Consider the following 26,520-nt stretch of genomic DNA (forward strand, 5'->3'; position numbering starts at 1 on the left):
TATGAAGTATCACCGCCCGGTTCAATACCGGGCGCGCTCCATTTTCAATGCGCACGATTGCTTTAATGAATTGGTTTGCAATTGGTCGAACAACGTGCGGTAGCGAGGATTAATTGAATGTCGATGCTGTCCAATCTTGAGCTGCTCCGGCGCGTCCCACTGTTCGCAGCCCTGACTCCCATGCAGGCTGCAAGCATCGCAGACGCGATCATCAAAAAACGCTTCAAACGCGCGGAGATGGTGGTCGAGCAGGGCAAGAAATCAGATGCGCTGTACATCATTCTCACAGGACGAGCGCGTGTCATGAGCACCGACAGCCGGGGCCGCGAAGTCATTCTCGCCACCTTGCAACCCGGCGACTACATCGGCGAGATGAGCTTGATCGACGACGAGCCGCATTCGGCCACCGTCCGCACTGAAGTGCAGACCGACGTCCTCATGCTGGGCCGCGAAGCGTTCGCGCGCTGCCTGCCCGAGAACTCGTCCATGTCGTACAACATCATGCGAGGCCTGGTGCAACGCTTGCGGCACGCCGATCGCAAGATCGAGTCGCTCGCCTTGATGGACGTTTATGGGCGCGTCGCGCGCTCCCTGCTTGAGTTTGCAGTGGACGATGGCGCGGGTAACCTCAAAGTGCGTGACAAGATTTCCCGCCAGGACCTGGCCAAGATGGTGGGCGCATCGCGCGAGATGGTCAGCCGAGTCATGAAAGACCTCGAAGAGCGGGGCTTTGTCCAGACGCAGCCCGATGGCTCGATGATCGTCAAAGACCGGCTGCTGTCGCTGACCTGAGCGGCCGTGCCGGCTGCGACTTCCGCAGATGGCTTGAAACGGGCACGGCGCCGCGGCGCGTTGCGCGCTTCTGACGGTGCCGTCGCTGACAACGCGACAGGCGCCTTTTTCGTTGTAGTGTTCATGCGGCCGTTGCCCGTTCTTCATTGTCTGGAGTAGCGGGCTGGATGCCGCGTTTTTCATGACCTATTCGCTCAATACGCTTCAATCTTCTTCTCCTGGTGCCGACGCGCAGCCCGTGCGCCTGAAGGCGATGCGCTTCGCCCACGAAATCACGCTGATCGCGGGGTTTGTGGTGCTGCTGTTCTGGCTGCTCGCCATGTTGAGCTTCACCCCCTCCGATGCGGCCTGGTCGACGTCCGGCACGGGCGGTGACGTCAAGAACTGGGGAGGCCGACTCGGCGCGTGGATAGCCGATGGCAGCTACTTCCTGGCCGGCTATTCAGTTTGGTGGTGCCTTGCGGCGGGCCTGCGTGTCTGGCTGTCATCGTTGGCCGGCTGGCTGCGCGGAGGCGAAGTGTCGCCCGCCGAGGAGCCCGTGCGCGGTCGCTTCAACCGCAGCCGTATCGCGTTCTGGGCGGGGCTGGTGCTGCTTCTATGCGCCAGCGCCATGCTCGAATGGTCGCGTTTGTACCGCCTCGAATTCCGTTTGCCTGGTCATGGCGGCGGCATCCTCGGCTATCTCGTGGGGCCGGGGAGCGTCAAGTGGATGGGCTTTACCGGCTCGGCGCTGATCGCCATTGCCTGCGGCGTGATCGGCTCTGCGCTGGTGTTCCGATTTTCGTGGAGCCTGATCGCAGAACGTATCGGCTCGCGGGTGTATTCGCTGTTCGAATCGCGGCGCGAAAAGCGCGAGATTGCGGCCGACATTGCATTAGGCAAGAAGGCCGTCCGGGAGCGCGCGGAGGCAGAAGAGTATCTGGCCTCGCGCGATGGCGATGGCGATGGCGACGACGGCGAGATGGCTGACGACGAGATACGCATCGATCCGCCGCCAAGACGCCGCCCCCCTTCGCCGCCGGTGCAGATCGAACCGGCCATGAGCGATGTGCCCAAGAGCACCCGCGTCGTCAAAGAGCGTCAGAAGCCGCTCTTCAAGGAATTGCCCGACAGCAAGTTGCCGCAAGTCGATTTGCTCGATGCAGCGTTGGTGAGGCAGGAGACGGTTTCGCCCGACACGCTCGAAATGACCTCTCGCATGATCGAGAAGAAGTTGAAGGACTTCGGCGTCGAAGTGCGCGTGGTGCTGGCCTCGCCCGGCCCTGTGATCACGCGCTACGAGATCGAACCGGCGACCGGCGTCAAGGGTTCGCAGATCGTCGGCCTGGCCAAAGACCTGGCGCGTTCGTTGTCGCTGGTGTCGATCCGGGTGGTCGAAACCATTCCCGGCAAGAACTTCATGGCGCTCGAGTTGCCGAACGCCAAGCGGCAGTCGATCAAGCTCAGCGAAATCCTGGGCTCGCAGATCTATCACGAGGGCAAGTCGATGCTCACGATGGGGCTCGGCAAGGACATCATCGGCAACCCGGTCGTCGCCGACCTTGCCAAGATGCCGCACGTGCTGGTGGCTGGCACGACCGGCTCGGGCAAGTCGGTCGGCATCAACGCGATGATCTTGTCGTTGCTCTACAAGGCCGAGGCGCGCGACGTTCGGCTCTTGATGATCGATCCCAAGATGCTCGAAATGTCGGTCTACGAGGGTATCCCGCACCTGCTGGCGCCGGTGGTCACCGACATGCGGCAGGCCGCGCACGGCCTCACCTGGTGCGTGGCCGAAATGGAGCGCCGCTACAAGCTGATGAGCAAGCTTGGCGTGCGCAACCTGGCCGGGTACAACGTCAAGATCGACGAGGCCAAGGCCCGCGAAGAGTTCATCTACAACCCGTTCAGCCTGACGCCGGACGATCCGGAGCCATTGCGCCGCGAGCCGCACATCGTGGTCGTCATCGACGAGCTGGCCGACCTGATGATGGTGGTCGGCAAGAAGATCGAGGAACTGATCGCGCGACTCGCGCAAAAGGCGCGCGCAGCAGGCATCCATTTGATTCTGGCGACGCAGCGTCCCAGCGTCGACGTCATTACCGGACTGATCAAGGCCAACATTCCGACCCGGATTTCGTTTCAGGTGTCGAGCAAGATCGACTCGCGCACCATCCTCGACCAGATGGGCGCCGAAGCGCTGCTCGGAATGGGCGACATGCTCTATATGGCCAGCGGCACCGGACTGCCGGTTCGCGTGCATGGCGCCTACGTCAGCGATGAGGAAGTCCATCGCGTGGTCGCGTACCTCAAGTCGCAAGGCGAGCCCGACTACATCGAAGGCGTACTCGAAGGCGGTTCGGTCGACGGCGAAGACCTGTCTATGAGCGGCGATGCCAGCGCCGAAAAGGACCCGATGTACGACCAGGCGGTCGAGGTCGTGCTCAAAAACCGCAAGGCCAGCATTTCGCTGGTGCAGCGCCACCTGAAGATCGGCTACAACCGCGCGGCGCGGCTGGTCGAAGACATGGAAAAGGCCGGTCTGGTCAGCTCGATGAGCACCAATGGCCAGCGCGAAATTCTGGTGCCGGCGCGCGCCGAGTGAACCTAACGGACGATTGATGAAAAAGCTCTTTGCGACACTGTTGATAGCAACTGCCACATTCGGTGCATGTGGCAGCGCATGGGCCGGCGGCATGGAAAGCCTTGAGTCATTTGTGAAGACCGTGAAAAGCGGCCGCGCCGATTTCACGCAGACCGTGACTGCGCCGCCGCGCGACGGCCAGCTAGGGCGCGTCAAGACGTCGACCGGCACCTTCGAGTTCCAGCGGCCTGGCAAATTCAAGTTCGACTACAAGAAGCCGTTTGCGCAGACCATCGTCGCCGACGGCAAGACGCTGTCGCTGTTCGATGTCGATCTCAACCAGGTCACGCAGCGCCCACAGGCGCAGGCCCTTGGGTCGACGCCCGCCGCACTGATTGCGGCCGCTCCCGACTTGCGCGCACTGCAGACCGACTTCGCGCTCGAAGGCGCGCCGGAGCGCGATGGCCTGCAGTGGGTCAAGGCAACCCCGAAGAGCAAGGACGGCCAGCTCCAGAGCGTGCAGATCGGGTTTCAGGGTGACGCGTTGGCGTCGCTCGAAATCCTCGACAGCTTCGGCCAGCGATCGGTATTGAAGTTCAGCAAGGTCGAGGTCAATCCGACGCTGCCGGCAGGCACCTTCGAATTCAAGACGCCTGCGGGCGCCGATGTTTTGAAGCAATAGCCTCCGCGGTCGCGGTCGGCCTCATCGCTGTCCGCTTTCGACCTTCTCGGCATAGCGCTCCCGTTCTTGTAGCGCGGCATCGCAAAATGTTCCCATGGCCGTCAAATCCCAAGCCACTGCAGCGACATCACACCAACCACTGGCCGAGCGCCTGAGACCGAAGACGCTGGGCGAGGTCATCGGCCAGCAGCACCTGCTCGGACCGGGCATGGCACTGCGCATCGCGTTCGAGTCGGGCCAGCCGCACTCCTGCATCCTCTGGGGACCGCCCGGCACCGGCAAGACGACCATCGCCCGTTTGATGGCGGATTCGTTCGATGCGCAGTTCTTGAGCATCAGCGCGGTGCTCGGCGGTGTAAAGGACATTCGCGATGCGGTCGATCGCGCCACGGTCGCGCGGGATGGCCTGGAACAACGGCGCACCATCGTGTTCGTGGACGAAGTGCATCGCTTCAACAAGAGCCAGCAGGACGCCTTCTTGCCGCACGTCGAGTCAGGCCTGTTCACCTTCATCGGCGCGACGACCGAGAACCCTTCCTTCGAGGTGAACTCGGCGCTGCTTTCGCGGGCTGCGGTGTACGTGCTGCAACCGCTGGGTGAGGACGACCTGAAACAGATCGTCACGCGCGCCCAGCAGATCAACGCGGTGCCGGCCATCGAAGGCGCTGCGATCGACCGGCTCGTTGCCTATGCAGACGGTGATGCGCGCCGCCTGCTCAACACGCTCGAGACGCTGGCCGTTGCCGCTGGTGCCGAAAAGATCGAGCAAATTACCGACGACTGGTTGCTGCGCGTGCTGGGCGAGCGCATGCGGCGCTACGACAAGGGCGGCGAACAGTTCTACGACACCATCAGCGCGCTGCACAAATCGGTCCGAGGTAGCGACCCCGATGCCTCGCTCTACTGGTTCATGCGAATGCTCGATGGCGGCGCCGACCCGCGCTACATGGCGCGCCGCCTGGTGCGCATGGCCAGCGAAGACATCGGCCTGGCCGACCCGCGGGCACTGCGGCTCGCGCTGGACGCAGCCGAAGTCTACGAGCGCCTTGGCACGCCGGAAGGCGAGCTCGCGCTGGCCGAATGCGTGATCTACCTGGCGATGGCGCCCAAGTCGAACGCGGTCTACAAGGCGTACAACGAGATCAAGGCCTTCATCAAGAACGACGGGACGAGGCCGGTGCCGATGCATCTGCGCAATGCACCGACCAAGCTCATGAAGGAGCTCGACTACGGCAAAGGCTATCGCTATGCGCATGACGAGGCCGACGGCTTTGCTGCCGGTGAGAGCTATCTGCCCGACGGTATGGCACCGCCGCCGTTTTATCGCCCTGTCGAACGCGGGCTGGAGATCCGTATTGCCGAGAAGCTGCGCGAGCTCCGCAAGAAAAACGGCGACGCAAAAGACTGACTGGCAGCCGACCAAATGAATGGTCTTTGCAACAGCGATCGACTGCAGACATCAGGCCCGACATCACCGCATGCGCAATCTGCAAAAGGCTGTGGTGAGCGCACGCCACAGCGGGAAAACCCGTGCCCCGAATGCACCAAAGTAGCGTGCATGCGTGCCTACAATCCCGCCCACCTTGCCGCCAACCGATCGGGTCTGGCGGGAATTTTGCTAGGTAGCTGAACGGCGCCAATCCGGTGCGTAGGGACTCGTTATGGAAATATTGCTGCAGCAGATCATCAACGGTCTGGTTCTCGGCAGCATGTATGCCTTGATAGCCTTGGGCTACACCATGGTGTACGGCATCATCAACCTCATCAACTTTGCGCACGGCGAAGTGCTGATGGTCGGCGCGCTCACCAGTTGGAGCGTGATCCGCTTCATGCAGGAGTCGATGCCCGGCATGCCAGGCTGGCTCATGCTCATCATCGCGCTGATCTGCGCCTGCGTCGTCGCGGCCACGCTTAATTTCGTGATCGAGAAGCTGGCTTACCGGCGACTGCGAAACAGCCCCAAGCTGGCTCCGCTCATCACGGCTATCGGCATGTCGATCCTGCTGCAGACGCTGGCGATGATCATCTGGAAGCCGACCAACAAGCCTTATGCGACCTTGTTGCCCTCGGATTCCATCAATGTGGCCGGCGCGTCGATCTCGCCCACGCAAATCATGATCCTGGTCGTTACCGCTATTTCATTGGCCGTGCTGACCTGGTTGGTCAACTACACCAAACTCGGCCGCGCGATGCGTGCCACCGCCGAGAACCCGCGCGTCGCGTCGCTCATGGGCATCCGCCCTGACGTGGTGATTTCAGCGACATTCGTCATCGGTGCGGTGCTCGCAGCCATCGCTGGCGTGATGCAAGCTTCCAACTACGGCATCGCCAACCACTCGATGGGTTTCTTGCCCGGCCTCAAGGCCTTCACTGCGGCGGTGTTCGGCGGCATCGGCAACCTGCCGGGCGCCGTGGTCGGCGGGTTGGTGCTGGGACTGGTCGAAGTGATCGGGGCCGGTTACCTGGGCACGCTCACAGGCGATGTGCTGGGCAGCCAGCATGCCGACATCTTCGCGTTCGTGATCCTCATCATCACACTGACCGTGCGACCATCCGGCTTGCTGGGCGAGCGCGTGGCAGACCGAGCTTAAGGAGTGAACACCATGCAAAAGAAAAAAAGCATTGTTCTCTTCATCCTCGCGGCCATTGCCCTCATCGTGCTGCCGCATATCCTGCAGCAGTTCGGCAATGCCTGGGTGCGCATCGCCGACACCGCTTTGCTCTATTGCCTGTTGGCGCTGGGCTTGAACATCGTGGTCGGTTACGCCGGTCTGCTCGACCTGGGCTATGTGGCCTTCTATGCGATCGGCGCGTACATGTACGCGTTGCTCAATTCCTCGCAGTTGACCGATAACTTCCCGGCCATCGCCGCGATGTTTCCGGGTGGGCTGCACACGCCGCTGCTGGTGGTGATTCCGCTGGCGCTGGGTCTCGCGGGGGTTTTTGGTGTGCTGCTCGGCGCACCCACGCTCAAACTGCGCGGCGACTATCTGGCCATCGTGACGCTGGGCTTCGGTGAAATCATTCGTGTGTTCATGAACACGCTGGACCACCCGGCCAACATCACCAACGGCGCAAAAGGCATCGACGGGATCGATTCGGTGCATTTTTTCGGGCTCAATCTGGGCAAGCCTTTGACCATCGGCGGCTATACGATGTCTTCGGTCACGCTGTATTACTACCTGTTTCTGGTCTTCGTGCTGGTCACGCTCGTCATCTCGCACCGCCTGCAGAACTCGCGAGTCGGGCGTGGCTGGATGGCGATTCGGGAGGACGAAATCGCCGCCAAGGCGATGGGCATCAACACACGCAACATGAAGCTGCTGGCCTTCGGCATGGGCGCCAGCTTTGGCGGCGTGTCGGGTGCCATGTTCGCGTCGTTCCAAAGCGCCATCACGCCGGAGTCTTTCAATTTGAACGAGTCGGTGATGATCGTCGCGATGGTCGTGCTGGGTGGCATCGGCCATTTGCCGGGCGTGATCCTCGGCGCGGTATTGCTGGCGACGCTGCCCGAGGTGCTGCGCTACGTGGCGGGTCCGCTCCAGGCGCTGACCGACGGCCGACTCGATGCATCCATCCTGCGCCAGCTCTTTATCGCGCTTGCCATGATCATCATCATGCTGGTACGGCCGCGTGGCTTGTGGCCATCGCCAGACCACGGCAAGTCGCTCGCGTCGGCCAAGGGCAGCCCGGTGCCGATCGATGGATCGATCCAGCAGCACGGCTCGGGCCTCGAGGCACCATCCGATGAAGTGCCCGGCGGTGCCGCGCGTCCGATGTCGATCAATCCTTGAACGAGCCAGCACATGACTGAAACCATTCTCGAGGTGCGCGGCATCTCCAAACGTTTCGGCGGCTTGCAGGCGCTGTCGGACGTGGGCATCACCATCAAGCAGGGCCAGGTTTACGGCCTGATCGGCCCCAACGGCGCCGGCAAGACGACCTTCTTCAACGTGATCACCGGGCTCTACACGCCGGACAGCGGCAGCTTCGAATTGGGCGGCAAGCCGTACCAACCCACGGCGGTGCATGAGGTGGCGCAAGCCGGCATCGCCCGCACTTTTCAGAACATCCGCCTTTTTGCTGAAATGACGGCCCTCGAGAACGTGATGGTCGGGCGCCATGTGCGCACCCACTCGGGCGTGTTCGGCGCGATCTTTCGCACGAGCAGTTTCAAGACGGAGGAAGCGGCGATTGCCAAACGCGCGATGGAACTGCTCGAGTACGTCGGTGTTGGCAAGTACGCGGACTTTAAGGCGCGCACCCTGAGCTATGGCGACCAGCGCCGGCTCGAAATCGCGCGTGCTCTAGCGACAGACCCGAAACTCATCGCGCTCGACGAACCGGCTGCCGGCATGAACGCGACCGAGAAGCTGCAGTTGCGCGAACTCATCGACCGCATTCGCAAGGACAACCGCACGGTGCTCATCATCGAACACGACGTGAAGCTCATCATGGGTTTGTGCGACCGCGTGACGGTGCTCGACTACGGCAAACAAATCGCCGAAGGCGTGCCCGCCGACGTACAGAAAAACGAAAAGGTGATCGAGGCTTACCTCGGCACCGGAGGACATTGACATGGCCCAGACACTACTCAAGGTCAGCGGCCTGAAAGTCGCGTACGGCGGCATTCAGGCCGTCAAGGGCATCGACTTCGAAGTGCTAGAGGGCGAGCTCGTTTCGTTGATCGGCTCCAACGGCGCCGGCAAGACGACAACGATGAAGGCCATCACCGGCACCTTGCCGCACCTCGGCGGCACCATCGAATTCCTGGGCAAGAACATCAAGGGCCGCGGCGCCTGGGATCTCGTCAAGGAGGGCCTGGTCATGGTGCCCGAGGGCCGTGGCGTGTTCACGCGCATGACGATCACCGAGAACCTGCAGATCGGCGCTTACATTCGCACGGACAAGGTCGAGATCGGCAACGACATCGATCGCGTTTTCACGACGTTCCCCCGCCTGAAAGAGCGCGCGACGCAACTGGCCGGCACCATGTCGGGTGGCGAGCAGCAGATGCTTGCCATGGGACGTGCCTTGATGGCGCGCCCCAAAGTGTTGTTGCTCGACGAGCCGACGATGGGCCTGTCGCCGATCATGTGCGACAAGATCTTCGAGGTCGTGCAAACGGTGGCGTCGCAGGGCGTGACCATCTTGCTGGTCGAGCAGAACGCAAACCGCGCGCTGCAGCTCGCCGACCGTGGCTATGTGATGGAGTCGGGGCTGATCTCCATGTTCGGCGATGCCAAGGTGATGCTGAGCGATCCGAAAGTCCGCGCCGCCTATCTTGGGGAATAGTCGGCGAGTAACCGCTCAGTCCACCTTTGCGCCCGTGGCCTTGACGACTTTCTCGTACTTGGCCATCTCACTTTTCATGAACGCGCCGAACTGATCCGGCGTCGTCGGCACGGGTTCGGCCAGCAGCGATGCAAAACGCGTCTTTGTTTCCGGCGCATTGAGCGCATCGACAAAGGCCTTGTTCAGCTTGGCGATCACGTCGGGCGGCGTACCGGCCGGCGCCACCAAGCCCCACCACGTATCGACCGAAAAGCCCCTGAGCGTTTCGGCCACCGGCGGCACCTCGGGCAGCGACGGGCTGCGTTGCAACGTCGTCACGGCGATCGCCTTCAGCTTGCCGGACCGGATGTTCGGCGCTGCGGTCGCAAGGTTGTCGAAGTTGAAATCGACCTGGCCCGAGACCAGCGCCAGCTGGGCCGGGCTGCCGCCGTTGTAAGGGATGTGTACCGCGAAGATGCCGGCCTCCTTCTTGAACAACTCGCCCGCCAGATGGCCGGCGCTGCCGTTGCCGCCGCTCCCGTAGTTGAGTTTGGCGGGGTTGGCCTTGGCGTAGCGAATCAGGTCGGCCACCGTGTTGATTTTCAGGCGCTCCGCGGCCGCCGCGTTCATCACCAGCACATTGGGCACGCGGACCATCTGCGTGAGGGGTGCGAAGTCGGTCGCCGCGTTGAACGGCATCTTGCTGTAAAGCCACGGGTTGACAGCGTTGGTTGCCGTCGCCGCGATGCCGATCGTCAGGCCGTCCGGTGGCGCTTTGGCGACGATGTCGGCACCGATGTTGCCGCCCGCACCGGGCTTGTTGTCGATGATGACCGGCCCGAGCACGTCTTTGACGCGCTCGGCCAGGATGCGCGCGGTGACGTCAATCGGGCCGCCGGCTGCGTAAGGCACGACGAGACGAATCGGACGGCTGTTCGATTGCGCCTGCGCTGGCGCTTGGACCACGGCAGCGCTGAGCGCCAGCAAGACAAGAAAGGTGCGTTTGTTCATGGCCATGGCGTCAGGGAATTGCCTTGTCCGCCTCTGTCGTGAAGGCGTCTGCGAAGAACTCCTCTTCGGGCAGTCCACCCAGCGCCATGTAATCGCGCTTGGCCGAGTCCACCACGATGGGCGCGCCACAGGCGTACACCTGATAGCCCGAAAGGTCTGCGAAGTCCTCGAGCACGGCCTGATGCACGAAGCCGGTTCGACCGGTCCAGTTGTCATCGGGCACGGCGTTGGAGATGACAGGCACGTAGCGCAGGTTGGGCATTCCGGCGAGCTGTGCCCGCACCCATTCATCCATGTACAAATCCTCGGGCCGGCGGCCGCCCCAGTACAAGATCGCAGCGCGGTCGATGGCCTTGAACTTCATATGCTCCAGCAGTGCCTTGATCGGTGCAAAACCTGTACCCGAGGCGAGCAGCACGATCGGCTTTTCCGAGTCTTCGCGCAAAAAGAAGCTGCCGTACGGGCCTTCGATGCGAAGAATCTCTTTCTCTTTCATCGCGCCGAACACGTGGTCGGTGAACTTGCCGCCGGGCAAGTGCCGAATGTGCAGTTCGATGCCGGTACCCGGCTCACCCAACGTATGCGGCGCGTTGGCCATCGAATAGCTCCGCCGTGCGCCGTCGCGCAGGATGAACTCGACGTACTGGCCGGCATGAAACTGCAGCGGCTCGCCGGCTGGCAACTGCAGGCGCAGCATCACGACGTCGTGCGATTTCTTGACCAGCGCCGCCACGCGCGCCGGCATCTTGCGGATCGGGAAAGCGCCGGCCTCGGTCACCTGGCGCGACTCGAGAACGACGTCGCTCTGCGGGCGCGCGCAGCAGGTCAGCACGTAGCCGGCAAGTTCTTCTTCGGCGCTCAGCGCCTTGCTTTGATGCGTCCCGAGCGTGACTTCGCCGGACAGTTTCTTGCACTTGCACGAGCCGCAGGCGCCGTCCTTGCAGCCGTAGGGCAGGCCGATGCCCTGGCGGATGCCTGCCGCGAGGATGGTTTCGTCGGGTTGCACGACAAAGCTTCTGCCGCTCGGCTCGATGCTGATGGAAAAGCCCGCTTCGTGCGGCGCGGCGCTGGTCATGGGTATTCTTCGGTCAATCTCTGGAAGGGACACGGATTTTGCCTTCAATCAACAGTCCCATTGGCGCGCGGCCTGCGCGCTTTCGGCGAGCAAGGGTACTCATCGTCGGCTGCGGCGATGTCGGGATGCGCGCCGCACTCGCCTTGCGCGGCCGTGTGCAGCTGGTCGCGCTGACTTCTTCGCCCGACAGGGTGCCCGCATTGCGCGCAGCCGGGATCACGCCGCTGGTCGCCGATCTCGATGTGCCGAGCTCGCTGGGGCGTCTTGCCGGCATCGCGACGCGCGTGCTGCATCTGGCGCCACCGGCCAACGTCGAGGGCACGGGATGGTGGCGTGACGCTCGCACCGTCGCGCTCGCGCGAGCACTGCGCCTGCGCTCGTTGCCCGACGCACTCGTCTACGGCTCGACCAGCGGCGTCTACGGCGATTGCGGTGGTGCGCTGGTAAATGAGACGCGCGCGGCAAGCCCACACACGCCCCGCGCGCACCGTCGTGTCGATGCCGAGCGTTCGGTGCGATGGCTCGGCCGCGCCGGCGTGGCAGTGCGTATCCTGCGCATCCCCGGCATCTACGCGCCCGACCGCGAAGGCGGCACGCCGCGCGAGCGTCTCCGCAAAGGCACGCCTGTGTTGCGCAGTGAAGACGACGTCTATACCAATCACATCCATGCCGACGACCTGGCGCGGGCCTGCGTGGTGGCGCTGTGGCGTGGCGGCACGCAGCGCGTGTTCAATGCCAGTGACGACAGTGACATCAAGATGGGTGACTACGTCGACCTGGCGGCCGATCTCTACGGCTTGCCCCGGCCCAGACGCATCGCACGCGAGCAGGCGGGAGCCGAGTTGCCGCTGTCGTTGCTCAGCTTCATGGGCGAATCGCGCCGGCTCGACAACACGCGCATGAAGCGCGAGTTGCGTGTGCGGCTGCTGTATCCGACTGTGGCGACCGGCTTGCAGCCGCTAAAAACTCAGTCATTGCCTTAGCCGTTACCTCTGGAGTTACCGGCCATCAGGCCGGACTCGGCGTTGTCGCAGTTAGTGGCTGCCGCCCAGATACGCGGCCTTCACTGCGGGGTCGTCGCGCAACTTGGCGGCCGGACCATGCACCGAGATGCGGCCGTTCTCCAGCACGTAGCCGTAGTCGGCCACCTTGAGCGCAGCGGCCGCGAACTGTTCGACCAGCAGCATCGTCACGCCCTCGCTTTTCAGCCGCGCGATGATGCGGAACACCTCTTCGACCAGGATCGGCGCGAGACCCATCGAAGGCTCGTCGAGCAACACGACTTCAGGGTTCAGCATGATCGCGCGCGCCATCGCCAGCATCTGCTGCTCGCCGCCCGACAAGGTGCCCGAAAGTTGCATACGCCGTTCTTTCAGCCGCGGAAACAGCTCCAGCGCACGCTCCAGGTCGGCGCTGACGTCGCCCTTGGGCCGGCTGCCAGTCAGCCGTGGAAAGGCGCCGAGGATGAGGTTGTCGGTCACCGTCATCGTCGCGAAGACGCGGCGGCCTTCGGGTGAATGGGCGAGGCCCAGCTTGGCGATGTGATACGACTCGAGCCCGTCGATACGCTTGCCGTTCAGCGTGATCTCGCCGCCGGTCGGCGAGATCATTCCGGACACAGCGCGCATCGTCGTCGTCTTGCCGGCGCCATTCGAGCCGATCAGCGTGACGACCTTGCCTTTGGGCACTTCGATCGAGATGCCTTGCAGCACCTGTACCTTGCCGTAGCCGGCGAAGAGATTCTGGATAGTGAGCATGTTGTTCTCTCGCCGCCTCAGGCGGGTTGCGCTTCGTCGGAGGCTTGCCCGCCGAGGTAAGCCTCGATGACTTTTTCGTCGGCTTGCACCGCGGCGGGTTCGCCCTCGGCGATTTTCTGACCGAAGTCGAGCACCGACACGGTGTCGCACATGCTCATGACCACGTCCATGTGGTGCTCGATCAGGATCACGGTCACGCCGTGGTCGCGGATCTTTCGGATGATCGTGATGAGTTCCTTGATGTCCGGTGCCGTCAGGCCTGCGGCCGGCTCGTCGAGCAGCAGCAGTTGCGGGTCGAGCGCCAGCGCGCGTGCGATCTCCAGCAGCCGCTGCTTGCCATAGGGCAGGTTGCGCGCCTCTTCCTGCGACAGCTCTTCGAGCCCGACGAAGCGCAGCAAGCCGAGCGCCCGTTCGATCGATGCCACGCTCTCGCGCCGGTAACGCGGTGTGTGAATCGATACGTCGATCAGGTTGCTCTCGAATGTGTGGTGAAGGCCGACCTGCACGTTCTGCTGTGCCGTCATTTCGCCGAACAATTGCACGTTCTGAAAGGTCCGTGCGATGCCCGACAAGGCGATGTCCGACGAGGTGCGGCCGACCAGCGAGCGGCCGGCGAAAGAAATGGCGCCCGCGGTCGGCACGTAGATGCCCGTGAGCACGTTCATCATCGTGCTCTTGCCCGAACCGTTGGGGCCGATCAGGCCGTGGATGGTGCCGCGCTTGATGCTCAAGTCGACGTTGTTGAGTGCCTTGAGGCCACCGAACTGCATCAGCACGCCGGTCGCGTTCAGCACTTCGGCGCTGCCGGTGCCGCCAGCCGCCTGCGACACCGCGTCGACCGGTGTGAACTGCACGTCGCCGGTGATATCCGAGCGCGCTTTGGGGCGCTTCAGATTGAGGGCGGTGCGCACGAAGCCGACGATGCCGTCTTGCAGGTAATACACAACGAAGAGGGTAATGATCCCGAAGATCGACAGACGCCAGTCGGTCATGGTCTGCAACCAGAACGACAGGGCCGCCAGCGCGATGGTGCCGACCACCGGAATGGCCATCTGCGCGGGCGTCGACTTGCCGCGCCGTACCGCTACGACAGCGACCGCCAGCACCATGACCGCCAGTCCGACCGACACGTATCGGAACATCGCGATATCGTCCAGCAACTTGGGCAGCAGAACGATGATGGCGGCGCCCACCAGCGAGCCGATGCGGCTCTTGCGCCCACCCATGATCACGGCCAGCAGGAACAGCACGGTGAGTTCGAAGTTGTACGAGTTGGGCGAGATGTATTGCTCGGAGTACGCGTAGAGCGACCCGGCCAGTCCCGCGAAACCGGCGCTGATGACGAACGCATAAACCTTGTAGCGGTACACCGAAACACCCATGCAATCCGACGCGACAGGGCTGCCGCGCAACGCTTCGAAGGCGCGGCCCAGGTGCGAGCGCAGGATGCGATGCACCACGATCAGCGCCAGCACCATGAGCACCGCCACCAGCCAGTAGTACTCGCGTTCGTCGAGCCGATGGCCGAAGAGCGTTGGCTTGTTCAGCTTGATGCCCATCGGGCCTTCGGTCAGAAAGCTCATCTCGTTGATGAGAATCTGGATGATGGTGCCGAAGGCCAGCGTGACCATCGCGAGGTAAGGCCCGGACACGCGGAGCGCGGGCAATGCGAGCAAGGCGCCGAAGCCGGCAGTGAAAAGCACGGCGGCTGGGATGGTGATCCAGATCGGCGCGGTGAGCTTCATGACCAGCACGCCGGCAGTGTAGGCACCGAGGCCGAAGAGGCCTGCGTGGCCGAGAGAAACCTGGCCCGTGTAGCCGACCACGATGTCCAGCCCGAACAGCACGATCGCATAGATCATGATGGTTTCGAGCAGGTGGATGTAGTACGGATTGTCGATACCGATCGGGAATAGCAGCAGCGCGGCGATGCCCGCGATGTACAGAAGGAGGTGTTGCTTTTTCATGGGGATGTCGGTTGAGCTCGCTCAGACCTTCTTGATGGCGGTCTTGCCGAACAGACCCGCCGGGCGCACGGCCAGCACGATCAACAACAGCACCAGGCCGGGCACATCCTTGTAACCGGTGCTCAGATAAAAGCCGGTCGTGGTCTCGGCGATGCCCAGGATGATCCCGCCCACCACGATCCCCATGCCACTGGTCAGCCCACCAATGATGGCGACCGCAAAAGCCTTGAGCCCGAGCACCGCGCCCATGGTGGCGCCGGTGAGCGTCAAGGGTGCGATCAGCACGCCGGCAAAGGCTGCCGTCATCGACGACAGCGCATAAGAAAAGGTGATGACGAGCCCGGTGTTGATGCCCATCAACTTCGCCGCGTCGCGGTCGTTGAAGGTCGCGACCACCGCTTTGCCGTAGATCGTCTTGCGGTTGAAGAACTCGACCGCCAGCATCATGAGCAGCGCGCCGCCGACCACCAGAATTTCCATTGGCAGAACGTTGGCGCCGAGGAAGTGCAGAGGCGATTCGGGCAATGGTGAAGGGAACTTGAGGTCGTCGCGGCCCCAGACGTTTTCAGCCACGTTCTTGAAGATGATGCCGAGCGCGATGGTCGACATGATCCATCCGAACTCCGACTTGATCTTGATGGCTGGCCGGACGCCGATGCGTTCGACCACGGCGCCCTGAAAGGCACCGAACACGCAAACGATCGGGATCATCAGCCAGTAGTTGACGCCCAGGCCGACCAGCGTGAGGCCGACCAGTGCGCCCAGCATGAGCGCATCGCCCTGCCCGAAGTTCAACGTGTCGGATGTCGCGAAGGTGAGTTGATAACCGAACGCGATGACGGCGTAGATCATGCCCAGCGCGATGCCGCTGAAGATGAGTTGGGTCAGGATTTGCATGACGGCTCTTTGGTTAAACGAAAAACGCGCCGCCGCGGGGCTGGACCCCGGGGCGGCGCTCGGCGCGAGGCGCTTTACTTTTTCAGTCGGACGGTGCCGGCCGACTTCTGGTCTTCGGCGTTGGCGAACACCACGCGGCCGCCCTTGACTTCACCGAACACCGGAATGTTCGAGGTGATGGCGTCATGGTCGTCCTTGCTGAACGGCTTGGTGTACGTCGTCACCACGCCTTCGACCGGCGTCTTCAGGTCTTCCAGCGCGGCCTTGACCTTCGGGCCTTCGGTGCTGTCGGCCTGCTTGATGGCGGCGGCCAACAGGTAGATAGAGTCGTAGCCTTGGGCGGCCGACACCGGCGAATCCATCCGGTTGTTCTTCGGCTTGAAGGTCGTCACGAAGTTGTCGATGAAGGCCTTGCGCTTTGGAGTGGTCGGTTCCTGGATGAAGGTTTGCGGCATGCGCGCACCGTCACCGCCGGGGCCCGCGTTGTCGATGAAGTTGGCCATCGCCAGCGTCCAGCTGCCGACCATCGGCACTTTCCAGCCCAGCTTGGTCATGCCGTTGGCAATCTGCGCCAGCTCGGGGCCGATGCCGTAGGTCAGTATGGCCTCGGCGCCGGCTTCCTTGGCCTTGAGCAACTGGGCCGTCATGTCGACGTCCTTGATGTTGAATTTCTCGACGGCGACCGGGGTGATGCCCTTGGCCTTCAGCGCCTTCTCCAGATCTTCCCGGCCGAGCTGGCCGTAGTTGGTGGAGTCGGCCAGGATGGCGACCTTCTTGAAGCCGCGGCGGGTGATGGCTTCTTCCACGATCATCGGCGCCTGAATGCTGTCGTGCGCAGCGTTGCGGAACACGTAATTTTCAGGGTCTTTGTCGAACTGGTGCGTGATGACCGAGCCGGTCGCGACGTTGTTCAGCACCGGGATCTTGGCGTCCTGGAAGAAGCGTTGCGAGGCCAGTGCCACGCCGGTGTTGATGTAGCCGACGACCGCGGTCACCTTTTCCTTGTTGATGAACTCCTGGGCGATTTGTACGCCACGTTCGTTCTTGGCTTCGTCGTCGCGTTCGACCAGTTCGATCTGGCGACCGAGCACGCCGCCGGCCTTGTTGATTTCAGCTGCGGCGAGCCGGACACCGTCGCGCATGCTCACGCCCATCGACGACGAGCCGCCGGTGAACGGACCGTCGACGCCGATCTTGATCGGATCGGCTGCCATGGCGAAAGTGGTGAGGGCTGCCAGCGCGATGGCAGTGGCAATTTTTTTCGGGAAGCGGGTCAAGTCATGTCTCCTGCAGTGGTGATGAAGGGTTCGCGGTTGCGGTTGCGGTAGCGATAACGGTTTTGAGCGGCCCAATTATTGGGCGGCCCTGATTCTTTTTGTATTCGCATGAGTGCGGGGATGCTCTCGGTAGTACTGCCTAAGGGAAAACGCCAAGTCGCCTTGGTGAGTGCCTGAAGCGGCGGCTGCATCGCACAATCACAGCCATGAAACCGAAGGCCAAGATCCTGTTGCTCGCAGTGGCGCCACTTCTCTTTGCCATCGCTGCGATCGGCGGGTTGCTGGTGATCGAGACCCAGCGACTTGAGCAACGTCAGGCTCAGGTGCTCGAAGATGTATTGCTCAGCGCCAAGCGCGAAGAGCTCCGCAGCTACATCGCGCTGGCGCTCACTTCCATCGACAACCTCTACGGAGCAGGGCGCGACGACGAGCCCGCCAAGGAGCAGGTCAAGGCCATCCTCGCGAACATGAACTTCGGCGATGACGGCTACTTCTATGTGTACGACCGCGAGGGCCTGACGCTGGTTCATCCGCGCCAGCCGGACCTCGTTGGCCAGAACCTTTGGAACCGTCGCGATACCGAGGGCACCTACATGATCCGCGAGCTGATCGCACGGGCTCACGAGGGCGGGGGCTACCAGCGCTATCTGTGGCCGAAGCCTTCGACCGGCCGTATCGAACGCAAGCTCGGATATTCGGTCGAGCTCCCGCGATGGGGCTGGATGCTTGGCACCGGTATCTACCTTGATGACGTGGATGCCGCCGCCGCCAAGCTGCGAGGGAGTCTGCTGGCCAGCGTCCGGCAAACGCTGCTCGGCCTGGCGACGGTGGCGATGATCGCGGCCATCGGCGTGTTCGCCGGAGGGCTGGCGCTCAACATCAGCGAGCAGCGCCAGGCCGATCGCAAGCTGAAGGCGCTGGCGCACCGCGTTGTTAGCTCCCAAGAGGACGAGCGCGCCCGGGTGTCGCGTGAGTTGCACGACCATATCTGTCAGCTGCTGGTCTCGATCAAATACCAGTTCGAGCTGGTCGGGCACCGGCTGGCGCATCCGGGCAACGCACCGGTGACGGCGATCGACAAGGAGATCGGCGCGCTGTCGCAAGCCATCGGCGAGGTCCGGCGGATCTCGCACGACTTGCGGCCCGCCTTGCTCGACGACCTGGGATTGCCTGCGGCGCTGGAGCACATCGGCAACGAGCTCGCGCAGCGAAGTGGCCTGACGGTGACCGTGTCGCCGCACGTGCATGAAGAACGGCTACCAGAGCTGCAGGCCGTGAGCCTGTTTCGTGTTGCGCAGGAGGCGTTGCGCAACGCCGAGCGGCACGCCGGGGCCAGTCACATCGACATTCGGCTGGACGATGCACACGACCGGCTCGAGCTTCGAATCACCGACGACGGACGCGGCTTCGATGTGCAGAACGTCGAGCACAGCAAGGACCGCGGCATCGGACTCACGAATATGCGCGAGAGGGTGGAGCGCAACGGCGGGAGCTTTCAGCTCATCTCGCAGCCGGGCCGCACATCGTTGATTGCGAGCTTTCCATTGGCGGTGCCCGCATGACCGGCCCGAACGACATCGGCGGCACGAGCCCTTTGCCCCATGTGAGCCGTATGAGCGACGAGCCTGCGCCGATCCGCCTCGTGATTGTCGACGACCATTCCCTCGTGCGCGACGGACTGCGTGCGCGGCTGGCCGTGGTGCCGCATCTTCGGGTGATCGGTGAAGCGGCGAGTGGCGCCGAAGCATTGGCGCTGGCCGCCGCCGATCCGCCCGACCTGATGCTGATCGATGTCGGCATGCGCGGCATGAACGGCATCGAGCTGGCGACGTTGCTGCGCACGCGTCACCCCGAGGTGCTGGTGTTGATGCTGAGCATGTACGACAACCGCGAGTACGTGCTGAGCGCCATCCGCGCAGGCGCGCGGGGCTACGTGCTCAAGGAGTCGCCGACAGAAGAAATCCTGAGCGCCATCAGCGCGGTGTGTGCCGGAGGCAGTTACTTCAGCGCGCAGGTGTCCGACCTGATGCTGCAGTTCGGCAACACGACGCCGCAGCTCACCGCTCGTGAACACGAGGTGCTGCTGCTGCTGGCGCATGGGCGCAGCAACAAACTGGTGGCGAAGGAGCTGGACATCAGCGTGCGCACGGTGGAGACGCATCGTTTCAGCTTGCGGCGCAAGCTGGGTGTGGATTCGGCGAGCGAGTTGCTGAAGATCGCGGTGACCAATGGCTGGACGACGATCTAACAGCTCTGGAAATCCGTGGTGCCCGGGGCCGGAATCGAACCGGCACGCCTTTCGGCGGGGGATTTTGAGTCCCCTGCGTCTACCAATTTCACCACCCGGGCACGGAAGAGAGCAACCCAAAATTATGGCACAGTGTCTTGTATGAATTACCCGACGATCGAAGAAGCCATCGGTAAAACGCCGTTGGTCGCATTGCAACGCATCGACGCAGCCGAAAACGCCAAGCGCAACAACGTGATTCTCGGCAAGCTGGAAGGCAACAATCCGGCCGGCTCGGTGAAAGACCGGCCAGCGCTTTCGATGATCAAGCGCGCCGAGGAGCGCGGTGAAATCAAGCCCGGCGACACGCTGATCGAAGCGACCTCCGGCAACACCGGCATCGCGCTGGCAATGGCTGCGGCTATCAAGGGTTACCGCATGGTTTTGATCATGCCGGAAGACCTCTCCATCGAACGCGCCCAGACCATGAAAGCCTTCGGCGCTGAACTCATGCTGACGCCCAAGAGCGGCGGCATGGAATACGCCCGCGACCTGGCCGACCAGATGGTCGCGCAAGGCAAGGGGCGGGTGCTCAACCAGTTCTCCAACCCGGACAACCCGCGCATCCACTACGAAACAACCGGGCCCGAGATCTGGGCCGATACGGACGGCGAAGTGACGCACTTCGTGAGTGCCATGGGCACGACCGGCACGATCACCGGCGTCTCGCGGTTCCTGAAGGAAAAGAACGCGGCCGTGCAGATCATCGGCGCCCAACCCGACGAGGGTTCTCGCATTCCGGGCATCCGTAAATGGCCGGAGGAGTATCTGCCCAAGATCTACGAGCCGAGCCGGGTCGACACGGTGGTCAACGTGAGCCAGGACAACGCCGAAGAGATGTGCCGGCGACTGGCGCGCGAAGAGGGTATTTTCGGTGGCATCTCCGCGGCGGGCGCGCTCTGGGTGGCGCTCGACATCGCGAAAAAAGTCGAGAACGCTGTCATCGTTTTCATTGTTTGCGACCGCGGTGACAGGTATCTGTCGACTGGCGTTTTCCCCGCGTAGCTCTCCTAAGGCGTCCGCCGACGCTTCCTTAAGGTTCCCATGCCAGATCCCAAGTTTTGCCAGGTTTGCGCCACGCCACTCGAGTGGATTGCGCTGAACGAAGACGGTGGCCCCAAGTCGCGCCTGCGTTGCCCCAACTGCGGCCACACGCACTGGAACAACCCGACGCCCGTGCTCGCGGCCATCATCGAATACCGTGGGCAGGTGCTGCTGGCACGCAACGCGGCCTGGACCAACAGCAAGATGTACGCACTCATCACCGGCTTCATGGAAGCCGGCGAGACGCCAAAAGAAGGCATCGCACGCGAGATCAAGGAGGAGACCAACCTCGACGCGACCGAACTCAATCTGGTCGGCGTGTACGACTTCCAGCGGATGAACCAGATCATCATCGCGTACCACGCGGTAGCCGATGGCGAGGTGTCGTTGTCGCCCGAACTGGTCGACTACCGGCTCTACGATCTGCCGAATTTGCGTTGCTGGCCCGCGGGCACCGGCTACGCATTGGCCGACTGGCTGCGCACGCGCGGCATCGAGCCGCAGTTCGTCGATTGGCCAAAGCCGGCGGCTGCACCTGCAGTGCCCGCAACGTCCGACATGCCTGCCGCCTAAAATCGGTGCCAACGCGCAAGACTATTTCCAGCGTACTCGAAAGACGGCGATGCACATCCACAAAGAGCTCGACACCCGCGGCCTGAACTGCCCGCTGCCCATCCTCAAGGCCAAGAAGTCGCTCAACGACATGGCCAGCGGCCAGTTGCTGAAGGTGGTGGCGACCGATGCGGGCTCGGTGCGCGACTTTCAGGCTTTTGCGCGGCAAACGGGTAACGATCTCGTCGAACAGCAGACGGTCGGCGACGAGTTCATCCACATCATTCGCCGGCGCTGAAGATCATGCGCACCGGCTTTCGTCGCGTCGGCTTCGCCGCGTTCGTCACGGCCGGCCTGATGCTGGCTTTCAATGTCTGGAGCCAGGACGTGCCCGACAACGCACTCAACCGAAAGGTGTCGCCGACCGCCATTCCATTTGCGGTCATCGGCGATTCCAACAGCCACTCGTTCCAGGACCGCGTTGCGTTTCCTGCCGGCACCGGCGAGCGCGGCGGCCCTTTTCATGCGCGAACCTTCAATTGGACCGAAGTTCTCGACAAGCTGCGTGGCAAGGAAATCGACAGTGGTCCATGGGTTGTCTGGGGCAGTTCGGGCTTGCTCGCGACCGGCCGTGAGGCACTGGGTTTAAGTGGCGGCCGTGCACCCAAGAAAGAAGACTTTCTTTACAACTTCGCCAACTCGGGTGCGAGCTGCGCTAATTTGATGGATGGGCGATTCCGCCAGGCACCGCGACTGGTTGCCTTGATGGACAAAGAGCCTGAGCGCTGGAAGCGCGGCGTTGTCCTGATCCGCATGGGACTGAACGACTGGTCGAGTTCGCTCGACCTGCAGTCGCGGGAGCCCGATTCGCCCAAGCTGGCGGAACTGACTTCGCGCTGCGTCAAGCAGATCGGCGCGACGCTCAAGCTCATCCACGAATCGCACCCGCAGACGCTCATTCTGGTGGCCGGCATCGCGAACGAAGCGGACGACGCGGCACAAAATAACAATTGGGTTTCGGAAGCCGAGCGAAACAATATCTGGAAGGCGCTCGACAGTTTCAACGCCGGAGTCCGAAAGCTCGCGGAGAGTGAGCCCAACACGGCGTTCTTCGACGATGCGGCCTGGCTGGTGCAACGGTGGGGTACGCGAGGCGGCGCCCCCAAGCCGGCGTTCAAGACCGTGACCATCGGCAAAAGCTTCGTTGTGACCAACTCCATCGGAGACGACCCGCACAACTTATTGCTTGCAGACGACCATGCAGGGTTGGTGTGCAACGCGCTGTGGGCGCAATCGCTTGTGGCGCGACTGCGCGAGGCATTCAAACTGCCGCTGACGCCGATCAGCGACGACGAGGTCGCACGCTTCGTTTTGCCGCTGGTTCAGCCGGCGAAGTAGGAACTCGTCGTTTCGAAGCTCAGAGCGCGAGACTCTTCAGGTATTCGCGGAACGACGCGCCGACTTCCGGGTGCGCCAGCGCCAGTTCCACAGTGGCTTGCAAAAAGCCTTCCTTGCTGCCGCAGTCGTATCGCACGCCCTTGTACGAGTAAGCGTAGACCGCCTCTTTCTTCATCAGCGCGGCGATGCCATCGGTTAGCTGGATCTCGCCACCCGCGCCCTTGGGCTGCAGGCGAATCTCTGCGAAGACGCCGGGCGTCAGGATGTAGCGGCCGGCCACACCGAGACGCGAAGGCGCTTCTTCGGGCTTAGGCTTCTCGACCATGCGGTTGACCTTGACCAGACCGTCTTCAACCGAATCACCTGCCACGATGCCGTAGCGCTTGACCTGGTCGAGCGGCACTTCTTGCACCGCGAGCAGCGAGCTGCCGAGGCGCTCGAACATCTTCGTCATCTGGGCCAGCACGGGCTCGCCGTCTTTGGGGCCGACCATCAAATCGTCTGCCAACAGCACGGCGAAGGGCTCGTCGCCCACCAGGTGCTCGGCGCACAGCACGGCGTGGCCCAGGCCGAGCATGCGCGATTGGCGCACATACGAGCAGGTCATGTCGTCTGGCATGACCGAGCGCGCGATGCGCAGCAGTTCGGTCTTGCCGCTGGCTTCGAGCTGGCTCTCGAGCTCGTAGGCGGTGTCGTAATGGTCTTCGATCGCGCGCTTGTTGCGGCCCGTCACAAAAATCATGTCGCGGATGCCAGCGGCGTAGGCTTCTTCGACCGCGTACTGGATCAACGGCTTGTCCACCACAGGCAACATCTCTTTCGGCTGGGCCTTGGTGGCCGGCAAAAAGCGGGTGCCGAAGCCGGCGACCGGGAACACAGCTTTACGGATGCGGGTCGAAGAATTGGACATGAGATGGGACGTCGGTTCGAAAGTGGAAAGGGAAAGACTGACCGAAAGGGACTAACCGGCGCGCACGTGCCTGCAACAGCCACGGGCCAAGCCTAAATGGCGAGCGCCGGGCGGTCTGTCAGCCGAGGCGCACAACCTGGTCACGCAGTCTTTCGATGGTGCTGCTGAAATCGGCCAGCCGCTTTCGCTCCTGGTCGATCACTGCTGGCGGCGCCTTGGCGACGAACGCTTCATTGCCGAGCTTGCCATTCACCCGGACGATCTCGCCTTCGATCCGGGCGATCTCCTTGGCGATACGTGATTTTTCTTCACCTTTGTTAATTTCCATGTGGAGGCACAGTCGCACTGCCCCCACAACGGCCACCGGGGCCGCGTCGGCCGCTGCCGACCAAGCTGCTTCGTCGTCGAAAACCTTGACCTCTTTGAGCTTGCCCAGCGCTTGCAGCACTGCCGCCGAGTCCCGCAGGAAGGCGGCGCCTTCGGCGTCGTCGGCCACCGCGTAAAGCGGCAGGCGTGTCGCAGGGGACACGTTCATTTCGCCGCGCAAGGTGCGGCAGGCATCGACCAGCGCCTTCAGCCTTGCGACGTGCGCCTCGGCTGCAGGATCGATCTTTCCGGGTTGGCTCTCCGGGTAGGCGGCGATCATGATCGACTCGCCTTCGCGACCGGCCACGCCGGCGACCTTCTGCCAGAGCGCCTCGGTAATGAAGGGGATCACCGGATGGGCGAGTCGCAGCAGCGTCTCCAGCGTGCGGATCAAGGTGCGGCGGGTAGCGCGCTTTTGTGCATCGGTGCCGGTCTGGATCTGCACCTTGGCGATCTCAAGATACCAGTCGCAGAACTCGTCCCAGGCGAACTGGTAGATGGCGCTGGCGACGTTGTCGAGCCGGTATTCGGCAAAGCCCTTGGCGACTTCGGCCTCGACGCGCTGCAGCTGTGAGGTGATCCAGAAGTCGGCACGGCTGAACTTCAGGTAGCCATGCGCCGGCCCGCCGACCTTGCAGTCTTCCTTGGTGTGCTCCATCAGGCCGCAGTCCTGGCCCTCGCAATTCATCAAGACGAAGCGGGTGGCGTTCCAGAGCTTGTTGCAGAAGTTGCGATAGCCCTCGCAGCGCTTGCTGTCGAAGTTGATGCTGCGGCCGAGCGAGGCGAGCGACGCGAAGGTGAAGCGCAACGCATCGGCGCCGAAGGCCGGAATGCCTTCGGGAAATTCCTTTTGCGTGTTCTTGCGCACCGTCGGCGCCGTCTCGGGCTTGCGCAAGCCTTGCGTGCGCTTGTCGAGCAAACCGGGCAGCGCGATGCCATCGATCAGGTCGACGGGGTCGAGCACATTGCCCTCCGACTTGCTCATCTTCTTGCCCTGCGCATCGCGCACCACGCCGTGGATGTACACGTCCTTGAAGGGAACGCGGCCGGTGAAGTGCTTGGTCATCATGATCATCCGGGCGACCCAGAAAAAGATGATGTCGTAGCCCGTGACCAGCACGCTTGAAGGCAGGTAGAGGTTGTAGTCGGCCAGCGGCGCTTCGGTGGCGTCGGGCACGTTGGGCCAGCCCATCGTCGAGAAAGGCAGTAACGCCGACGAGTACCAGGTGTCGAGCACGTCTTCGTCGCGCGTGAGCGTCTTGCCCGGCGCGACCTTGTCGGCCTTGGCTTGCGCTTCGGCCTCGTCGTGCGCCACGTACACATTGCCGTCCTGGTCGTACCAGGCCGGAATCTGATGGCCCCACCACAACTGGCGCGAGATCGTCCAGTCCTGAATGCTCTCCATCCAGTGGTCATAGGTGTTGACCCAGTTCTCGGGAATGAAGCGGACTTCGCCCGACTTCACCACGTCGATGGCCTCCTGCGCGATCGAGCGGCCGTTGGCGCCGGCCTTTGTCATCGCCACGTACCACTGGTCGGTCAGCATCGGCTCGACGATGGCGCCACTGCGGGCACAGCGCGGCACCATCAGCTTGTGCTTCTTGACCTCGACCAGCAGGCCGAGCGCATCGAGGTCGGCGACCACGGCTTTGCGCGCCACGAAGCGGTCCATGCCGCGGTACTTTTCAGGCGCGTTGTCGTTGATGGTGGCGTCGAGCGTCAGCACGCTGATGACATCCAGGTTGTGCCGCTGGCCGACCGCATAGTCGTTGTAGTCGTGTGCGGGCGTCACCTTGACCACGCCGGTACCGAAGGCCCTGTCGACATAGTCGTCGCCGATGATCGGGATCAGTTTGTCCACGAGCGGCAGCTTCACGCGCTGGCCGATCAAATGCTTGTAGCGTTCGTCTTCCGGATGGACCATCACCGCGGTGTCGCCGAGCATCGTCTCAGGCCGCGTGGTCGCGACCGTCAGTGTGCCGTTGTCGTCTTCGAGCGGGTAGGCGATATGCCAAAGAAAGCCGTCTTCTTCTTCGCTCTCCACTTCGAGATCGCTCACCGAGGTCTTCAGCACCGGGTCCCAGTTGCCCAGGCGCTTGCCGCGGTAGATCAGGCCTTGGTCATAGAGCTGCACGAAGGTTTGCGTGACGGTGGTCGAGAGGCCCTCGTCCATCGTGAAGTATTCGCGGCTCCAGTCGACCGAATCGCCCATGCGGCGCATCTGCTCGGTGATGGTGTTGCCCGACTTTTGCTTCCACTCCCACACACGCGCGACGAAGTTCTTGCGGCCCAGTTCGTGGCGGCTCTGCTTTTGTTCCTGCAATTGCCGCTCGACCACGATCTGCGTGGCGATGCCGGCATGGTCGGTGCCCGGCACCCACACGGTGTTGTCGCCCTTCATGCGGTGGTAGCGCGCCAGGCTGTCCATGATCGTGTGATTGAACGCATGCCCCATGTGCAGCGTGCCGGTCACGTTCGGTGGTGGCAACTGGATAGAGAACGCGTCGGCGCCCGCCTTGGCTTGCTGCGTGCCGCAAAAGCCGGCCTTGGCATAGCCACGGCGTTCCCACTCGGGGCCCCAGTGGGCCTCGATGGCCGTGGGTTCGAAGGATTTGGAAAGGCTGTCGAGGCCGGGCTGGACGATGGGGGAAAGTTCGCTCATGGATCA

Annotated in this window: 23 protein-coding genes and 1 tRNA gene; 15 read left to right on the top strand and 9 right to left on the bottom strand. The window is 62.9% G+C overall.

Annotated elements, in window-relative coordinates; genetic code table 11:
• Positions 1 to 117 precede the first annotated feature (117 nt).
• The 8 genes from QN397_RS10880 (at position 118) to QN397_RS10915 (ending at position 9,332) form a co-directional block, all read left to right on the top strand.
• On the top strand, positions 118 to 792 hold the full coding sequence (locus tag QN397_RS10880) for a Crp/Fnr family transcriptional regulator (protein WP_187052830.1): 675 nt from the start codon (positions 118 to 120) through the stop codon (positions 790 to 792).
• A 181-nt stretch (positions 793 to 973) separates the two neighbouring features.
• Positions 974 to 3,376 (top strand): DNA translocase FtsK, encoded by a 2,403-nt coding sequence (locus tag QN397_RS10885; protein WP_323497643.1) that lies wholly within the window; start codon positions 974 to 976, stop codon positions 3,374 to 3,376.
• 16 nt (positions 3,377 to 3,392) lie between these two features.
• Positions 3,393 to 4,037 (top strand): outer membrane lipoprotein chaperone LolA, encoded by a 645-nt coding sequence (lolA, locus tag QN397_RS10890; protein WP_323497642.1) that lies wholly within the window; start codon positions 3,393 to 3,395, stop codon positions 4,035 to 4,037.
• A 94-nt stretch (positions 4,038 to 4,131) separates the two neighbouring features.
• Entirely contained in the window at positions 4,132 to 5,445 is a 1,314-nt protein-coding gene (locus QN397_RS10895) for a replication-associated recombination protein A (protein WP_323497641.1), read from the top strand.
• 253 nt (positions 5,446 to 5,698) lie between these two features.
• Positions 5,699 to 6,628, top strand: a complete 930-nt coding sequence (locus QN397_RS10900; protein ID WP_187052826.1) for a branched-chain amino acid ABC transporter permease — start codon at positions 5,699 to 5,701, stop codon at positions 6,626 to 6,628.
• A 12-nt stretch (positions 6,629 to 6,640) separates the two neighbouring features.
• Complete coding sequence (locus QN397_RS10905; RefSeq protein ID WP_187052825.1) at positions 6,641 to 7,831, top strand: branched-chain amino acid ABC transporter permease; 1,191 nt, start codon at positions 6,641 to 6,643, stop codon at positions 7,829 to 7,831.
• A 12-nt stretch (positions 7,832 to 7,843) separates the two neighbouring features.
• Entirely contained in the window at positions 7,844 to 8,614 is a 771-nt protein-coding gene (locus QN397_RS10910; protein WP_323497639.1) for an ABC transporter ATP-binding protein, read from the top strand.
• 1 nt (position 8,615) lies between these two features.
• The gene (locus tag QN397_RS10915; protein WP_187052823.1) at positions 8,616 to 9,332 is read left to right on the top strand and encodes an ABC transporter ATP-binding protein; all 717 of its coding nucleotides are present in this window, start codon (positions 8,616 to 8,618) and stop codon (positions 9,330 to 9,332) included.
• A gap of 15 nt (positions 9,333 to 9,347) precedes the next feature.
• On the opposite strand, the gene QN397_RS10920 is transcribed toward QN397_RS10915, so the two are convergent.
• Both QN397_RS10920 and QN397_RS10925 read right to left on the bottom strand, forming a co-directional pair.
• Complete coding sequence (locus tag QN397_RS10920) at positions 9,348 to 10,322, bottom strand: tripartite tricarboxylate transporter substrate binding protein (protein ID WP_323497638.1); 975 nt, start codon at positions 10,320 to 10,322, stop codon at positions 9,348 to 9,350.
• 10 nt (positions 10,323 to 10,332) lie between these two features.
• A complete protein-coding gene (locus QN397_RS10925) occupies positions 10,333 to 11,397 on the bottom strand; it encodes a CDP-6-deoxy-delta-3,4-glucoseen reductase (protein ID WP_323497637.1) in 1,065 nt (354 codons plus the stop codon).
• 38 nt (positions 11,398 to 11,435) lie between these two features.
• On the opposite strand from QN397_RS10925, the gene QN397_RS10930 reads away from it, so the two are divergent.
• Positions 11,436 to 12,380, top strand: coding sequence for an SDR family oxidoreductase (locus QN397_RS10930; RefSeq protein WP_323497636.1), 945 nt, complete (start codon positions 11,436 to 11,438; stop codon positions 12,378 to 12,380).
• A gap of 51 nt (positions 12,381 to 12,431) precedes the next feature.
• Here the strand turns inward: QN397_RS10930 and QN397_RS10935 are convergent, their stop codons facing one another.
• From QN397_RS10935 to QN397_RS10950, 4 genes are all read right to left on the bottom strand, one after another.
• The gene (locus QN397_RS10935; protein WP_323497635.1) at positions 12,432 to 13,154 is read right to left on the bottom strand and encodes an ABC transporter ATP-binding protein; all 723 of its coding nucleotides are present in this window, start codon (positions 13,152 to 13,154) and stop codon (positions 12,432 to 12,434) included.
• A gap of 17 nt (positions 13,155 to 13,171) precedes the next feature.
• Complete coding sequence (locus QN397_RS10940) at positions 13,172 to 15,121, bottom strand: branched-chain amino acid ABC transporter ATP-binding protein/permease (protein WP_323497634.1); 1,950 nt, start codon at positions 15,119 to 15,121, stop codon at positions 13,172 to 13,174.
• A 21-nt stretch (positions 15,122 to 15,142) separates the two neighbouring features.
• Positions 15,143 to 16,018 carry a branched-chain amino acid ABC transporter permease gene (locus QN397_RS10945; protein WP_323497633.1) on the bottom strand — a complete coding sequence of 292 codons (876 nt, stop codon included), beginning with the start codon at positions 16,016 to 16,018 and terminating at the stop codon, positions 15,143 to 15,145.
• Between the two features lie 74 nt (positions 16,019 to 16,092).
• On the bottom strand, positions 16,093 to 17,232 hold the full coding sequence (locus QN397_RS10950) for an ABC transporter substrate-binding protein (protein WP_323497693.1): 1,140 nt from the start codon (positions 17,230 to 17,232) through the stop codon (positions 16,093 to 16,095).
• 269 nt (positions 17,233 to 17,501) lie between these two features.
• On the opposite strand from QN397_RS10950, the gene QN397_RS10955 reads away from it, so the two are divergent.
• Both QN397_RS10955 and QN397_RS10960 read left to right on the top strand, forming a co-directional pair.
• On the top strand, positions 17,502 to 18,857 hold the full coding sequence (locus QN397_RS10955; protein WP_323497631.1) for a cache domain-containing protein: 1,356 nt from the start codon (positions 17,502 to 17,504) through the stop codon (positions 18,855 to 18,857).
• Positions 18,858 to 18,907: 50 nt separating this feature from the next.
• On the top strand, positions 18,908 to 19,543 hold the full coding sequence (locus tag QN397_RS10960) for a response regulator transcription factor (RefSeq protein ID WP_323497692.1): 636 nt from the start codon (positions 18,908 to 18,910) through the stop codon (positions 19,541 to 19,543).
• Positions 19,544 to 19,559: 16 nt separating this feature from the next.
• On the opposite strand, the gene QN397_RS10965 is transcribed toward QN397_RS10960, so the two are convergent.
• Positions 19,560 to 19,644: transfer RNA gene (locus QN397_RS10965), tRNA-Leu, on the bottom strand.
• A 40-nt stretch (positions 19,645 to 19,684) separates the two neighbouring features.
• On the opposite strand from QN397_RS10965, the gene cysM reads away from it, so the two are divergent.
• The 4 genes from cysM to QN397_RS10985 are packed head-to-tail and all read left to right on the top strand — an operon-like array spanning position 19,685 to position 22,576.
• Positions 19,685 to 20,587 carry a cysteine synthase CysM gene (gene cysM, locus QN397_RS10970; RefSeq protein WP_323497630.1) on the top strand — a complete coding sequence of 301 codons (903 nt, stop codon included), beginning with the start codon at positions 19,685 to 19,687 and terminating at the stop codon, positions 20,585 to 20,587.
• Positions 20,588 to 20,626: 39 nt separating this feature from the next.
• Positions 20,627 to 21,199, top strand: coding sequence for an NUDIX hydrolase (locus tag QN397_RS10975; RefSeq protein WP_323497629.1), 573 nt, complete (start codon positions 20,627 to 20,629; stop codon positions 21,197 to 21,199).
• Between the two features lie 49 nt (positions 21,200 to 21,248).
• Positions 21,249 to 21,476 (top strand): sulfurtransferase TusA family protein, encoded by a 228-nt coding sequence (locus tag QN397_RS10980; RefSeq protein WP_323497628.1) that lies wholly within the window; start codon positions 21,249 to 21,251, stop codon positions 21,474 to 21,476.
• 5 nt (positions 21,477 to 21,481) lie between these two features.
• A complete protein-coding gene (locus tag QN397_RS10985; protein ID WP_323497627.1) occupies positions 21,482 to 22,576 on the top strand; it encodes an SGNH/GDSL hydrolase family protein in 1,095 nt (364 codons plus the stop codon).
• 19 nt (positions 22,577 to 22,595) lie between these two features.
• Here QN397_RS10985 and galU read toward each other — a convergent pair whose 3' ends face one another.
• Entirely contained in the window at positions 22,596 to 23,486 is an 891-nt protein-coding gene (gene galU / locus QN397_RS10990) for a UTP--glucose-1-phosphate uridylyltransferase GalU (RefSeq protein ID WP_323497626.1), read from the bottom strand.
• Positions 23,487 to 23,604: 118 nt separating this feature from the next.
• Positions 23,605 to 26,514 carry a valine--tRNA ligase gene (locus tag QN397_RS10995; protein ID WP_323497625.1) on the bottom strand — a complete coding sequence of 970 codons (2,910 nt, stop codon included), beginning with the start codon at positions 26,512 to 26,514 and terminating at the stop codon, positions 23,605 to 23,607.
• Positions 26,515 to 26,520: the final 6 nt, after the last annotated feature.

Source organism: Variovorax sp. RTB1, assembly GCF_035018765.1.
Classification (GTDB): domain Bacteria; phylum Pseudomonadota; class Gammaproteobacteria; order Burkholderiales; family Burkholderiaceae_C; genus Variovorax.